A 14,891-nucleotide genomic window follows, 5' to 3' on the forward strand; every position below is an offset into this window, starting at 1 on the left:
CCTCTTTTACAATCGATTGCGCTAATCATACTTTGACACGCTAAACTGCTTTACAATAAGGCTAAGCATCCTTACTATCGGTTGATTTTTTTTTACTGGAGGAACCAAAAATGACGACATTAACCATTACTCGTCCAGATGACTGGCACTTACATCTGCGAGATGGTGACGTATTGGCAGATACTGTGCGTGATACAAGCCGCTACATGGGCCGCGCGCTAATCATGCCGAATCTGGTTCCACCAGTTATCGACACGGAAAAGGCACTGGCATATTACGATCGCATTCGTGCAGCAGAACCTAAAGGCCGCTTCGAACCTTTGATGAGCCTTTATCTAACCGATAACACAGATCCTGAAGAGATCCGCAAGGCAAAGGCAACGGGTAACATTGTTGCGTGCAAACTCTACCCTGCAGGCGCGACCACTAACTCTGACTCTGGTGTTACCAACGTAGAGAACGTTTATCCTGTGCTTAAGGTAATGCAAGAAGAAGGCATTCTTCTGTTGATTCACGGCGAAGTAACGCACAGCGAAGTGGATATTTTTGATCGCGAGAAAGCGTTTCTCGACAATGTGATGAGCAAGATCGTCAACGATTTCCCAGATTTAAAAATCGTCATGGAGCACATCACCACTAAAGACGCAGCCGAGTTTGTTGCGAGCTGTGGCGAGAATGTCGCTGCGACTATTACTGCGCACCACTTAATGTTTAACCGCAACCATATGCTAGCGGGAGGCATTCGCCCACACTTTTACTGCTTGCCGATCTTAAAGCGTAATACGCACCAAGAAGCCTTAGTTAAAGCAGCTACCAGCGGTTCTAAGAAGTTCTTCCTCGGTACAGATTCAGCGCCGCACGCCAAAGGCAAAAAAGAAGCTGCATGTGGTTGCGCAGGATCTTATACCGCACACGCAGCGATCGAACTGTATGCAGAAGTCTTTGAGGAAGCGGGCGCAATTGACAAGCTTGAAGGCTTTGCAAGTCACAATGGCCCTGATTTTTATGGCTTGCCACGTAACTCAGACACTATTACTCTCGAAAAAGCAGAGTGGCCTGTGCCAGCCACCTACAAGTTTGGTGAAGATGTCGTCGTGCCAATCCGTGCGGGTGAACACATCACGTGGACAGTGACAGCAGGTGAGTTCGAGTAATCGCACTCAATTCCGTCTCTCAACTTGAATTCGAAGGTGCCGCTAGGCACCTTTTTTGTATTGCGCGACAACATCCAAGTAAGGAGACGACCCACCATGAAGCAGCAACCGAAGTCCGATCTCTTCATCGATATTGGTATGCTGGCGATGCGCTGCGCAGTCTTGGAAACCGCTCACCATAGCCATCTCACCTACCAATTGACGGTTCCTACAAGCGCGAGCACACTCTTCATTGAAGGAGAACGCCAGCCCCTTACAGGTATTCAACTGCTCGCGCCTGGCATTGAACATCGATTGGACATGGCGGTAGGTTGGGTAGTCCTTATCGAACCACTTTCTACACTCGGTCAGCACTGTGAATCTCTTTTAAACGGGGCGAGTTCAGCTGCTGTTACCTTATCTCAACTTGCCCACCCCGATCATTTACCCTCAGATCAAGACGATATACCAGACTTCATCATGCCTTGGTTTACGCCCCAGTTAAGAGAAAGCCACAGCGCCAATATCGACCAGCGCATTGCCGATCTGCTGACTCAACTCAATGCCTGCTTCTCTCAGCCAAACCCCAAAAGTAAAAAGCAGTTTTTACAGCAATGCTTGAAGCCAGCACAATGGCGCGCCAATGAAGTCGCGTCTCAACTGGCTATATCAGAGAGCCGTTTTCTTCACCTGTTTAAACAAGAAACGGGCGTTGCTTGGCGGGCGTACTTGCTTTGGCGTCGTTTACTCTGTGCTATTCTCGCAATGCGGCCACAGCCTGAAGGCAACCCTAAGAGCCTCAACGCCACCCAAGCAGCCCATCTTGCTGGTTTTGCTGACAGTGCGCATCTCAGCCGCACTTTCAAATCCACATTTGGTATTACTATTCGCCAAGCGCTGGCACTCCTTTAGCCAGTTTATTCAATTTCACTTTTCGTTAGCCAAGTAAAGTCTGAGCACCCCCATCAATAAAAACGGTGCGAACGATGACAGAATCAAACAGCAAAACAACAAAACAACGTCAATATTTAGGCGAAACCGAATTGGTCGATTTCAATCACCCTTCTATTCAAGCTCTCATCAAACAGCGAGGCTGGTTAACTCAGGATACGTACCACCAAATTGAAGCCGTCTACAACTACGTTAGGGACGAGTTACTCTTTGGATACAACCGTGATGATGCCATCCCCGCAAGCGAGGTACTGCGTGATGGTTATGGTCAATGCAATACGAAAGGCACATTGCTGGTTGCACTGTTACGCGCACTCAAGATCCCCGCGCGCATTCATGGTTTCACTATCGATAACAACTTGCAGAAGGGGGCAATTCCGCAATACCTCTTTTGGCTAGCCCCTCAGAAAATTCTCCACACTTGGGTCGACGTCTGGTTTGAACAACGCTGGGTTAACCTTGAGGGCTATATCGTCGATACACAATACCTCACACAGATTCAACGACGCTTTGTTAAACCCCTTCGCAATACGCTTCCAAGATCACGCAGAACCTGTGACAACGCCTTTAGTGGCTTTGCGATTGCGACGCCCTGCCTCGTCGCCCCACAAAATCAGTGGCTCGGCGACAATACCTATATACAACGTGAAGGGATTGTTGATGACTTTGGTACGTTTGACCAACCCGATGATTTTTACCGTCACTATGGAACCAACCTAATAGGACTGAAGCGACTCGCCTATCGATATGTGATTCGACACCTTATAAACCGCCATGTTAAGCACATTCGACGACATGGTTTGTAATATGCCTCACGCCTTGTAACGGAAGTATCACACCATTTACCATTGACAATTGCTATCTCTCATCAGTTCACGCATGATGTTCGCAAATGGATTTTCTATTCAACATTATGCGTTTACTGACTTTTATCACTGTGCTTTTTCTCTTAGGGTGCTCCAATTCAACCCCTTCGGAACATCCAACAAAGACAGAGCACATCCCTAAATCAACACCGAGTTACCTTAAACAGGTCACAGCCAGCTTGCGCACAGACCACATTGCGAATGCCAAGAGTGGCTTCTTCCTCCTCGCCGACCCGATTGATGCATTGGTTGCTCGCGCTGGTTTAATGCGTAAAGCCGAACACACATTGGATGTGCAGTATTACATCTATAAAGATGATTTAGCGGGACAGATTCTTGCTTATGAAATGCTGCTTGCGGCGGACCGCGGTGTTCGCGTGCGATTGCTGCTTGATGACCTCGGTAGCTATGGTAATGACAAAGGCATTTTTGCACTAAACGCACACCCGAATATCGAAATTCGCCTTTTTAATGCGTTCTCGCGAAGCCGCACAATGCCAGGGCAACTATTGACCGGGTTTGGCGAAAAAACCCGCCGTATGCACAACAAAGCGCTCATTGCCGACAATCAGTTCTCGATTATTGGTGGCAGGAACATAGGTAACGAATACTTTGGCGCAAACCCTGACATTCTTTTTGATGATCTCGATGTATTGCTAACCAACCCGGTTACTGACGACGTTTCAGGCATGTTTGATGAGTTTTGGAATAGCCGCAAAGCGCGAGACGCGTCGGAAAAAATTGATTTAGAGATGGACGAAGCTATGCTGAAAAGCTTGCGTGACTCTCTCGAGCGCGGCTTACATTTGCATGCAGATTCTGACTACGCGCAAGCCATCGCAAACAGTACGCTAGTCAACGAAAATGGCCTCAGTGACGTACAATTTGACTGGGCGATTGCGGTATTGAAAGCCGACAACGCTGAAAAAATTGCCGCCAGCCGCGATGAATATGCCCTTATGCTGGCGCCACAAATGTTACCGCTGGTTGATGGCCTATCCGAACGCTTCATTATGGTTTCGCCTTACTTTGTACCCGGAGACGATGGGGTCGAGTTCTTTCGTGTGTTACGGCAACGTGATGTTGAAGTCATCATCATCACTAATTCACTCGCTTCCAATGATGTCGCCATCGTTCACTCTGGCTATGCGAAGTACCGTCGCGATTTACTTGAAATGGGGGTGAAGCTCTATGAGGTCGATGGTCGCGATATTGAAAAAACCAAACGTTCAACGATACCCGACTGGTTCGCGTCACGCTCAAGTCTGCACGCGAAATTCTTTATTTTTGATGATACGGCGACATTCATCGGCAGTTTCAACTTTGACCCACGCTCTTACTATGAAAATACAGAAGTTGGCGTCGCCATCTACTCCAACACACTCAGCGTGGAACTTGCCGATGAGCTTTTGAAGATACTACCGTTGCACACGTTTGAAGTAAGCTTAAATGAGGACAATAAACTGCAATGGCAAGTAGGCGAAGAGGTCTTCAACACGGAACCGGGTACTGGTTGGTTTAAACGCACACTCAATGTCATGATGGGGTGGTTGCCTGTCGAATCAGAACTCTAAGCTTGCTCCGTACTTCACGATGCCAGCTTAGATGCTGGCATTTTTGTTTCAAAACTAGAGGAAAAACAATGAAATCCCGCCAACGGCGAAGAGCGTACCCAGCACTGCCCGCCTCGATATCGGTTCGCCTTGCATTTTTTGAATCAACAGCATCACCACTGGACTCGTCGCAATTAAAGTTTGCGCAATAGCCGGATTGGCATACTTCAGCGCGACTTGCTGTAACCAAAGCCCCAAGAAAGTACCAAGAAAAATCGCTATCAGAAGCAAAAACTGCCGCTTACGTCCAAGATCAAACCAACCGGTCAGCATCACTCGCCAAGGCGCTTTCTCTTGCACCATTACGACCACAATTACCGCCAATACCCCTACAGAGAGCCGAATAAGTGCACCTAACAAGGGAGGAAGATCGCCAGCAACCAATGCATAGTGAGAGATCACAACCCCACTCGCTTGGCAAATACTCGCCAGTAACCCAAACCCAATACCACTCAGTGACAACGCTTGACCGGGCATAGGTTGAAATACCACCAAAGTGACTGCCACTGTGGTCACAACCACACCCAGCCAGCTCTGTATGTCAAGGGTTGAGCCTAACACCATTAACGCCAGTACACCTGATAGTGGCGGGGCTAGCGATTCCAACAATAGGGTATGCGACGCACCAATTCTCTTCAGTGACGCAAAATACGCACTATCTCCAACGGCAATACCGATAACGCCTGACACCGCGAGAATCGCGAGATGGTTTGGCGAAATGTCGAGTGAAACCTCAGGCAAGAACGGCATCACCATCATCATCATGACAGAGGCGACGATGCCCTTGACAATATTCAGCTGCAAAGCATTGAAGTTATGGGTGAATCGACCATACATCCACGTTGCCGTTGTCCAAACTGCAGCAGCGCTGAGTGCGGCTATCTCACCAATATACATAGACTTACACCTCCTATGTTCAACTCATCCCAAATCGCTTGCATAGAGTAAAAAGCCCACACGTGTGGGCTTTATAATCAAACACTTGCAAGCGATAACTATGACATTGCCACCAGCATGGGTTCTGTGTCACTCTGTTGGCCACGAATCACTTTCACCAAGCGTGCCACCATAAAGAGAGCGGCTAGTGTCAGCCCTATCACGATACCAAACCAAAAACCTCGGTTACCCATGGCTGGTATAAACCAATCCGTCATCGCTAAGGTATAGCCGATAGGCAATGCCACGCCCCAATAGCTAAAGCACGCAAACCACATAGGTAAACGGGTATCTTTGTAACCGCGCAAGGCACCGTTCGCCGCTGTTTGCACCGCGTCACTCAATTGATAAATGGCGGTATAGACCAGCAGTGCTGAAGCGCCTGCGACAATCTCAGGGTCGGCGGTATACATAGCAATGATCTGCTGAGGGAACAGCAGCAACGCGCTCACCGAAACCAATGACATCAGGGTCGCTAAGACAATTCCCGCATAGGCGCGCAAGCGTGCAACGGCTGCATGTCCTTCCCCCAACGCATGCCCCACTCGGATAGTAATACCAAAGGACAGCGACATTGGGATCATATAAGTCATACTTGAAAAGTTGAGCGCAACCTGCGCAGACGCGATGTGGTTAGCACCAAGCTTACCAATCAGTAGCGCGATGACGGCAAATATACTACCGCAAACAAAAATATTAATACCAATCGGTAGGCCCAATTTAAATAGCGCTGACATACGTTGCCATTGAGGCCGCATCAAGGTGAAATCAAGCAACGTTTTGTAGTGGTGGTGGCCGCGAATGTATAACCACATCATCACCGACATCAGCCAATAAACCAGACTCGTTGCCCATCCACACCCTACTGCGCCCATCGCAGGAAAGCCCAACTTACCGTAAATAAGGACGTAGTTGACAGGAATATTAATCACTAATCCTATCAAAGCAATGACCATAGGGGCACGTGTATTACCCATTCCTTCACTAAAGCTATTTAATGTGTAAAACAACGCAATGCCGGGCACACCAAAAGCGAGAGCAACTAAATAACCATGTGCAATCGGTACCACTGATGGCGCGACACTCATGAAGGTCAGGATGCGCTCACCCTGATTCAAATAGAGAACAAGGACAAAGGCGCACATCAACGCAATCCAAATGGTTTGCCCTAAATCACGGGTTATACCCCGCAGGTGGCCAGCCCCTCTGTGGTGGGCTGTTACCGGTGTTAGGCTCATTAAAATACCGCGCAGTAACAAGCTAGCAGGTACCCATAGACTCGCGCCTACCGCTATCGCCGCAAGATCGGCAGCACTTGCTTGACCCGCCATGGTTGTGTCAACAAAGGCCATACCTTGTGTTGCCAACTGAGTAATAATAATTGGCAATGAAAGGCGCAGCAGTGATCGGGATTCTGAAAGAAAACAGGAAAGAGGGTTGTTTGTCTTGTGCATAAATTGAGTAGCACCAATACGACATGCTCGGGTTAAGGCAGGATGGCTGAAGTGAGCATTTGTAGGGTGCGCCCTGTACGGGCAGGCCGGATTATAACGACCTCGGTCACTAAATCAACAGAAAGTTAGGCAATCACGATAGCACCCCCTAACCTCGCGGCGAATACAAACGCGCTGATCCTCATCGCAATACCCGCTTTCAGTCTATACTCAAGCAACATCAAGTAGCCCGAGTAACGCTTTAATTACCAACAAACTCTGTTCAATCTACTTCAAGGGAGCATCGGAGTTATTAACGTGGTGCGACGCAGCCAACATATCAAACGCATAATCCTCATCATCACTTTGAGTAGCATGGTGCTAGCTGCCTTACTGTACTGGCACTCAACGTCAACGCCCAACTTATCATTGTCATCGCCATTTTCGCCCGCAAAAACTTACTCCCACCCAACTCCGGCCTCAATTAAAATTCAGCACCCACTGCCACCCACCTTTGCTGATCGCACCTTGGCATTTGGACTTCATCATCGTCACAAGCAATCCTCAGGTGGGCTTCATGATCTGACTGAAACATTTGCAGGAGGCGCTTGTGTCTTCGATTTCGATCAGGATGGTTGGCAAGATTTATTTGTCATTGGCGGCAGCGGCGATACGCGTCCATTTGGCAAGGTGGCTTGGTGGCAAAGTGAGCAAGGCGATCGGCTCTATCGCAATCAGCAAGGCACCGCTTTTCAACTTACGCATGTCTTTAAACATGGCAATAGCATGGGGTGTGCTGTTGGCGATCTCGATAACAACGGTCGTGAAGAACTCATCGTTTCAACCATCGATTCTCTCTATCTCTATCACTTCGATGAGAGCAAAAAACCCACTGCCGTGGTATTGCCGCAATACGCCCCAAGATGGTTTAGTCATGTCTTGCTCACCGATCTCAATCACGATGGCTTGACCGACATTTACGCGCTCGGCTTTATTCGTTACCAGCGCGGTGCTAGGGCTTTTGAAGCCCGCACTGGATTAAAAGCGGCCCCCAACGAATACAATCCTGCTTTCTATGATGCTGAGCCTAATCTTTTGCTACTAAATCAAGGAGCGCTCACATTTCAACCATCGGAAAGGCTGTCGTTCGTTGAAGATAAAGCAGGCAGAGGGGTCATGGCGCTAAGCTGGGATGCCGACGGCAACGGAAGGCGGGATCTCTATATTGCTAACGCGGCGGGCAGCGCAAGCCCCTTACTTTTGCAAGACGTTCGCCCATTGGTCTTTACAGATAACACAACACAATTACTCCCAAGCCATCCGCAAGGCGCTTTTTCTGCCAGCCTGTTTCCTCAACGGCATTCCAGAGGGTGGCCTTCAACGCTGCAAGATACCGCGCTTTCAAACGCGCGTCCTCACAACTTGATACTCTCACATCCTCTTGGGTTACCGCCGTCATTCATGGCATCCACCAAACATGATACGCGCTACCAAAATCAGCAATGGAGTAGACATCTTGCAAAGCAGACACTGTTGCATTTGCAGCGCTGGGGCCATCTTGTTGCGGATTTTAATCATGATGGTCATCCAGATATCATGGTTCGCACAGGGGGGATCATCCCTGAGCCTGACGATCGCTATTCGCCCATACGCCAACCTGATCAACTGCAACTCGCGATCCATGGTCAGTTTCAGACATTGCCACTGAGTGACGCTATCACGGAACCCACCTTTGACGCTTCAGGCAGAAGTGGTGTTGTTGCAGACTTCGACAATGATGGTGATAGCGATCTCTTTCTCACTAACAACAATAGTTCGGGCCAACTGCTCATTAACCACACCGAACAAGCCACCTATTGGATTGGCATCGATTTACTTCCTCTTTCAGGGGCTGCCGGGCTGGACATCGGCTTAGAGGTACATTTACAGTCTGGCGATATTTTAAGCCTTCACAGCAATAGTCGTATTCAGTTGCTCTCTTACGGCGACCGCCGTTTTTTGATCCCATCACCGGAACCCATCGCACAAGTCACCGTTCACTGGCCGGATGGCAGTAAGCAAACACTTACTTCTCTTCCTCAACAAGGTTACGTGACATGGCGACAAGGGGAAGATGAACCGCAAACACTTTCTCACTCTGCACAGCACACGTTGGACGGTGAAACGTTGCCCTTTAAACCACATCACTATTTGGCCGGCTATCAAAGTGCACGGCAATGGCTAGCACCCACCGCTCAGCACAACTCTACTCTCCCATTGGATAACCACACGATATCGCCGATCGCACGTTATCAAGAAGCGCTACTTAAACGTTTAGCGCGCGATACCCCTTTTAGCCGAGGTTTCGCACAAGGATTAGCGCTATCACCTCGCCATATCCAAGCGGCCAGTTTGCTGCCCGCACTTTTCGCCAACAGCTCGACAGAGATCCAACATATGGCGCTCACTATTCTTCAACGTTGGGAGTTAGAAGAAACGCTGCCGCTTTTACGTGACGCGCTGCAAGCCGACGATCTCGAGTTGCGTTGCCATGCCAACCGAGTAATGGCGTATTTCTTTCAACAAGAAGAAGCTCTGCCGCACCGTAAATGGTTACTGCTGCCAGATATGATCGCGATGCTTGATCAAGATCCTCAACCTTGTCAGTTGACTAGCCTAGGACATAGCGAGCGCTATCGTGCACTTCATGCCCTCAGACGGTTTACTGATTCGAACGAAGTGGTAAATCACCCAAATCGAGACAGCCTCATCCTTGCGGCCATTCAAGGGCTTGGCTTGCTCAAACAGCGCGAAGCCATTAACGATCTTCATCGACTACTCAGACAATATAGTGAACTATCCACACCGACTTTCAATGAGGCAAAACGCGCACTCGCGACAATAACCAGCCTATATCAGTTAGCAGACGCGCCTAACACGATGACAGATTGGCTTGACCAGCTGTCTGCCAAGCAGACCTTGGCATTGTTGAAAGCTTTTCAACACTACCCGCAAACCCAATTCACCATCAGCGTGTTTAGCCCTGCCATTCACAACCATCTTAATGTGTTGTCGGATTATCAACAACGGGATGCGCTCGTCTTAGCTTCGCAACTAACACTACTCTCTGAACCTAGCAGCCCTGCGATGGAACAACGTCTTATTGAACAATGGCAGCAAGTTGAGCAATGGCAAAACAATGCAGAACGGCAGGCTGTTAGTAACGTCTCACTGTCCAATACGCTGAATCATTTGCAACCTCATCGCGCGATAAACGATAGGCTTTATTGGCAACTTTTTGACTTACTTCCCTTGCCCAAGCAGCGGCATTTACTCCATACCCATCACGCTCAACCGATTGATCCAACACGCGCCCTGCAGTGGATAACCCAAAACCACCCGCTTCAATCGCACGTTTTTGCCCGATTTAATCGCCACTATTACCCGACTCAACTCGTTCGAGCGATTCCGTCTACCGAGTTAGCCGCTCAAGCACTTTTCCCCCGCTGCCAACAGTTACCCTATTGGCCAGCTAGTTTGCAGCCTCAGCTAGATACACTCGCCATTAGCCGATTCAACCGCGCACCTCAAACCGCGCAGGGGCTACCCAGTGGCGTCAAAGAGGAAATCCTCTGTTTGTTTAGATTTACGCAACCCCGACCGACATGGCAGGCATGGTTAAATCACCATCCTCATCACCAAGCTCGAGCACTCGCTCAAATTGCCGCAAATCCTCATCCTGCTGCGCAACGTTGGCTGCTCAATCATCTGCTGACGACCCTAAAGTCCCCCATCAATGAACAAGGTAGTGCCAACAACACGATACAAAAAATAGATATTGCCCCGCTACTCAGTGCCTTATTACAACACCCACAACAAGCCCATCATGCACTCCTGACCCGAGGCTTGTCTCATCCCGATCAAGAGATTCAATTGGCAACCCTTAACGCTATCTTGACCACACGGCATGAACGCTATCATCAACATGCTTATCAGTGGCTTCGTAGACAGTCACAAAATGAAGACACTGAACACCCCAACACATCGCACCATCACCAACTTTACCCAGCGATACTTCAAGCCTTCCCAGACCTGCTAACCTTTCATTAGGACACAAGGAACTGAGTGTTTTTGAACATGTTGCCCCACTCCCTTATTCGCCGCATTTGTTACTTTTCGTTGCTGATACTGCTGTTCAGCGGCGCAGGCATTTGGTTCATCACCACCTATGCGCCCTCACCGTTTTATTTGGCCATTGCGCAGCTCTTCATGCTGCTTCACCTTGCAAGCGCAGCACTCTTCCTTCCGCTCTGCGGTGTCTACCTTTGGCAGCATATCGCCAAGAACACGGGGTTTCGTCACCGTACTCTTATGCTGACTGGCAACGTCGCGACGCTGGCACTGATCGCGCTAATGGCCAGTGGCGTGTATCTCGCACTGCAAGGCCAAACAAGGGCAACACAATGGATTGTTACTTCACACCAAATCGCTGCACTCACCTTTTTCTCTGTCTGCTCTGTTCACGTAATCGCTTGGCAGCAACAACCTAAGTCTCAGGTTCACCTACCAAAGCGCGATACCGTGGTGTTTCTCTTACTGCTACTCGTTCCCCTTTTCGCAACATTGCGATTTTCCCCGGAGCCACTACCGATGCAGCCTTTGCCCAACGACTACAGTTATCAGTACAGCGAGAACCCCTTTTTTCCAGCCGCAACCACAACACCGGGTCAACAATTGTTGCCCCACAACGCCATCGGTGATTCAGAGAACTGTGCGACGTGCCATCAAGACATCGCAATGCAGTGGCGAAGTTCTGCCCATCGCTTGGCGGCACAAGACCCGAGTTACGTTACCAACATCACGTTACTGCATTCACGAAAAGGCATTGAGGCAACGCGATATTGCGAAGGATGCCATGCGCCGATTGCTCTCCTAACAGGCTCACTTACACCTGGTGGCAATCATGGCGGCATTGCCAACACGCCAGCCAACAACGAAGGCGTCACTTGCTTGGCATGCCACAACATCGAGCGCGTTAATGATGTCAAAGGGAATGGTAGCTACCACGTAACCCCGCATATCCCCTACTTTTTTGATGCAAGCATTACCTCACTTAACCACCTACTGATTCGCACCCAGCCCCAACAACACAAGGCAAACTTCGCACGATCACCATTGGGCGAGCCTGCTCTGTGCGCCACGTGCCATGCACAATTTATGGATGAAGAGATGAATCAGTGGGGCTGGGTAAAAATGCAGGATGAATACTCAGGATGGCTCGCCAGTCCCTATTCTGGCACGCACAATGCGCCTTTTAATGCTCAGCAGACCCGCTGCCAAGATTGCCATATGCCACTCGTTAAGGCGCAAGACCCAAGTGCCAATGATCAAGGCTTAGTGCGATCTCACCGATTCCTCGGCGCTAACACCATGTTGCCTTTACTGTATGAAGATGAGGAACAGCTCGCCGAGACCATCGCCTTTCTCCAGCAAGATAAAATGCGTATTCACATTGAACCACCGCACCGCCAAGACGCGGTGACGTCCCAGCAAACCCTTTCTCATGACGTACGAGCCCAACATGATTTACCTCACTATGCCTACTTAAATGAGACGATCTCCATTGACGTGATTGTCTCTAACATAGGTGTGGGGCATCAATTTCCCGGCGGAACAGCGGACATTAATCAAGCTTGGATAGCCATTACAGCGACCGACATGGTGGGCCACCCGCTTCTCACTTCTGGTCAACTGGATGAACAAGGGGTTGTCGACCCTGAAAGTTACTTTTATCACTCCAAGCCCATCAATCGCCATGGCGAGTTAGTTTGGCAACATGACTTGTTCAACATGACCGGACATACTGAAAAGAATGTTATCCCATCCGGAAAAAGTGACACTGCAACGTTTGAACTTACGATCCCATCAACAACCATCGGCCCGGTCACTATCACCGCCACCCTGCGTTACCGCAAGTTCAACCAACGCTACGCCAAATGGAGCTTAGGCGCGCATTATCAACCCCTTCCCATCGTCGACATGGCAACAACCAGCTTAGTGTTACCCATTCGAGAACGTAGCGAAGCAAACTCAGGGAAAGAACGATAGTAACTAGTTAGTCAGTGATTTAATGCATCAATGCATAAACCAAAACGTCAAACACGCATTATCTTTCGGACAAATTCTTAAACCACCTCAAGATGCCTGTTCAGCGAGAATTTGTAGGTTTGTCAGCAAAGCACTGCTTTGAAGCTATTTAAAAGGGGAAAGCCATACCTTTGCCTTGGCATCGTTACCTTGACTTCGATGCGCTAGTCCACTTCTGAGTCCTGCATCTTGGTATGGCTAGAGTATATTGAGCACTAGGTAACTAAGCATTCTTCATCTACTTTGATAACAGCGTATATTCAAGGAAGATAGATGATGAAAACAACTGTGCTCTTACTGCCCGGCTATCTCAATTCTGGGCCTGATCACTGGCAAAGTTATCTTGAGCAACGTTTTAGCAATGTGAAACGTGTGCAGCAAAAAGATTGGCTCGTCCCGGACAGACAAGCTTGGGTACAAGCAATAACAGAAGCCGTGGCGCAAACCGAAGGAGACATCCTCCTTGTTGGCCATAGCTGCGGATCCGTGGCGATTGCGCAGTGGGCCACCGACCCATTCTCCAATGCCTTGTCGCATAACGGCCGCATACGTGGATTACTACTCGTTGCACCCGCCGATGTGGATGCCGATAATGCGCTGCCCCCCTTACGAGCACAACGCCCATTACCGCATTGCAAAATTCCATTTTCGACAGTCATGCTGTGTGGCGACAATGATGACTACACAGATTTCGAGCGTAGCCAGCTGTTTGCTAAAGAATGGGGATGCGAGTTAATCGTTATAGAAAATGGCGGCCACCTAAACGCGGACGCTGGCTTTGGCTATTGGCCTCAGATAGAGACCTTTATTGAGGGCTTTACCGCGGACCCAATACTGATCCGATGTCGTTCTTTCGTTTCTGAAGATTAAAAAAAGCGAAGCATCCTTGCTCCAAAACGAGCGTGAAGAGCCGTAAAATTCGACACGCTCAATACCCGATGACGGTAAGAGAATTAGGTTACTCAATTCAAGCCCGCTACCCATTGCTGATGAATCGACTCGCTGAACAAGCATCTGACGTTAATTTGAGCACATCAGTAAAAATTGGACGTCCCTGTCCCTAGGCTTCCCCAGTGGAATAAGAAAGCTTAAGCCCAAGGTTTCTCTCGATACGTTATTGGGTCCATATCGAGAGTCATGCGGCACTCACGGCTAGGAAAATGAGTGCCACACTAGACCAACCTTGGCAGGCCTATTGAATCTTTATGCCACGCGTAAGTTCGCTGGCAGTTGTGCGCCGGTCTTTGTCATCACCAGTTGAAAAACACTCAATCTTCTTGCTCGAAAAGCCCCTGCACTCACCAACAAGTAATAGCGCCACATTCGATAAAACGATTCGTTGTACTTATCTTTTATTGCTGGGTAATGACGTTTAAAGTTGTCGTACCAAGCGCACAAGGTTCGGTCGTGGCAAGGACCGAAGTGGTGCAAGTCCTCAACGCTAAAAATGCTCTCTGACGCATTTGAAATCTGCGATAGAGAAGGAATAACACCATTTGGAAAAATATATTTGTCAAACCATTCGTCTGTTTCATGTTTAGATTTCACCCCCCTCACCAACGACACGCAGTCTAAAGTCTGGTATCGCTCTAGAGTCAACGAGGTAGGTCCATCAATTTCATTTGATTAAGCGGAGATTCAGCCATCGTCACTCGGTCAATATTTGTTCACCATCACACTTTTGAACATTATTTAAACAGCACACCCAATGTATAAGTCATTGAACCAAAGAGTAATTGATGCATTTATCAGCAAAATATGACCCATTTACACCCCTCTGAATGTTAACAAAATGTTTTACACCTTCTGGTCTAGTGGTATTGTTTCCGTACC

Annotated in this window: 10 protein-coding genes; 7 read left to right on the forward strand and 3 right to left on the reverse strand. The window is 48.8% G+C overall.

Going from position 1 to position 14,891, the window contains the following annotated elements; genetic code table 11:
- The first annotated feature begins 110 nt into the window (after positions 1-110).
- The 4 genes from pyrC (at position 111) to TSUB_RS09950 (ending at position 4,524) form a co-directional block, all read left to right on the forward strand.
- Entirely contained in the window at positions 111-1,154 is a 1,044-nt protein-coding gene (gene pyrC, locus TSUB_RS09935) for a dihydroorotase (protein ID WP_087017259.1), read from the forward strand.
- A 96-nt stretch (positions 1,155-1,250) separates the two neighbouring features.
- On the forward strand, positions 1,251-2,045 hold the full coding sequence (locus TSUB_RS09940; protein ID WP_107924960.1) for a helix-turn-helix transcriptional regulator: 795 nt from the start codon (positions 1,251-1,253) through the stop codon (positions 2,043-2,045).
- Positions 2,046-2,119: 74 nt separating this feature from the next.
- Positions 2,120-2,890 (forward strand): transglutaminase-like domain-containing protein, encoded by a 771-nt coding sequence (locus TSUB_RS09945; RefSeq protein WP_087017257.1) that lies wholly within the window; start codon positions 2,120-2,122, stop codon positions 2,888-2,890.
- Between the two features lie 86 nt (positions 2,891-2,976).
- A complete protein-coding gene (locus TSUB_RS09950; RefSeq protein WP_087017255.1) occupies positions 2,977-4,524 on the forward strand; it encodes a phospholipase D family protein in 1,548 nt (515 codons plus the stop codon).
- A 54-nt stretch (positions 4,525-4,578) separates the two neighbouring features.
- Here TSUB_RS09950 and TSUB_RS09955 read toward each other — a convergent pair whose 3' ends face one another.
- On the reverse strand, positions 4,579-5,460 hold the full coding sequence (locus tag TSUB_RS09955) for a DMT family transporter (RefSeq protein ID WP_087017252.1): 882 nt from the start codon (positions 5,458-5,460) through the stop codon (positions 4,579-4,581).
- A 98-nt stretch (positions 5,461-5,558) separates the two neighbouring features.
- Entirely contained in the window at positions 5,559-6,953 is a 1,395-nt protein-coding gene (locus TSUB_RS09960) for an MATE family efflux transporter (RefSeq protein WP_087017250.1), read from the reverse strand.
- Positions 6,954-7,253: 300 nt separating this feature from the next.
- Between TSUB_RS09960 and TSUB_RS09965 the strand changes: the two genes are divergently transcribed.
- From TSUB_RS09965 to TSUB_RS09975, 3 genes are all read left to right on the forward strand, one after another.
- Positions 7,254-11,021: an FG-GAP-like repeat-containing protein gene (locus tag TSUB_RS09965; protein ID WP_159064795.1), complete on the forward strand. Its 3,768-nt coding sequence runs from the start codon at positions 7,254-7,256 to the stop codon at positions 11,019-11,021.
- Positions 11,022-11,036: 15 nt separating this feature from the next.
- Positions 11,037-13,019, forward strand: coding sequence for a multiheme c-type cytochrome (locus tag TSUB_RS09970; protein WP_087017246.1), 1,983 nt, complete (start codon positions 11,037-11,039; stop codon positions 13,017-13,019).
- A 312-nt stretch (positions 13,020-13,331) separates the two neighbouring features.
- Positions 13,332-13,928 carry an RBBP9/YdeN family alpha/beta hydrolase gene (locus tag TSUB_RS09975; RefSeq protein ID WP_087017244.1) on the forward strand — a complete coding sequence of 199 codons (597 nt, stop codon included), beginning with the start codon at positions 13,332-13,334 and terminating at the stop codon, positions 13,926-13,928.
- Positions 13,929-14,261: 333 nt separating this feature from the next.
- Here TSUB_RS09975 and TSUB_RS09980 read toward each other — a convergent pair whose 3' ends face one another.
- Positions 14,262-14,606: a class I SAM-dependent methyltransferase gene (locus TSUB_RS09980; RefSeq protein ID WP_246616346.1), complete on the reverse strand. Its 345-nt coding sequence runs from the start codon at positions 14,604-14,606 to the stop codon at positions 14,262-14,264.
- Positions 14,607-14,891 lie beyond the last annotated feature (285 nt).

This window comes from Thaumasiovibrio subtropicus (genome assembly GCF_019703835.1).
Classification (GTDB): domain Bacteria; phylum Pseudomonadota; class Gammaproteobacteria; order Enterobacterales; family Vibrionaceae; genus Thaumasiovibrio; species Thaumasiovibrio subtropicus.

Bases quoted from the DNA above. Each gene is read 5' to 3' on its own strand.
- pyrC (WP_087017259.1), top strand. From the start codon at position 111: ATGACGACATTAACCATTACTCGTCCAGATGACTGGCACTTACATCTG.
- TSUB_RS09975 (WP_087017244.1), top strand. From the start codon at position 13,332: ATGATGAAAACAACTGTGCTCTTACTGCCCGGCTATCTCAATTCTGGG.
- TSUB_RS09940 (WP_107924960.1), top strand. From the start codon at position 1,251: ATGAAGCAGCAACCGAAGTCCGATCTCTTCATCGATATTGGTATGCTG.
- TSUB_RS09955 (WP_087017252.1), bottom strand. From the start codon at position 5,460: ATGTATATTGGTGAGATAGCCGCACTCAGCGCTGCTGCAGTTTGGACA.
- TSUB_RS09950 (WP_087017255.1), top strand. From the start codon at position 2,977: ATGGATTTTCTATTCAACATTATGCGTTTACTGACTTTTATCACTGTG.
- TSUB_RS09945 (WP_087017257.1), top strand. From the start codon at position 2,120: ATGACAGAATCAAACAGCAAAACAACAAAACAACGTCAATATTTAGGC.
- TSUB_RS09960 (WP_087017250.1), bottom strand. From the start codon at position 6,953: ATGCACAAGACAAACAACCCTCTTTCCTGTTTTCTTTCAGAATCCCGA.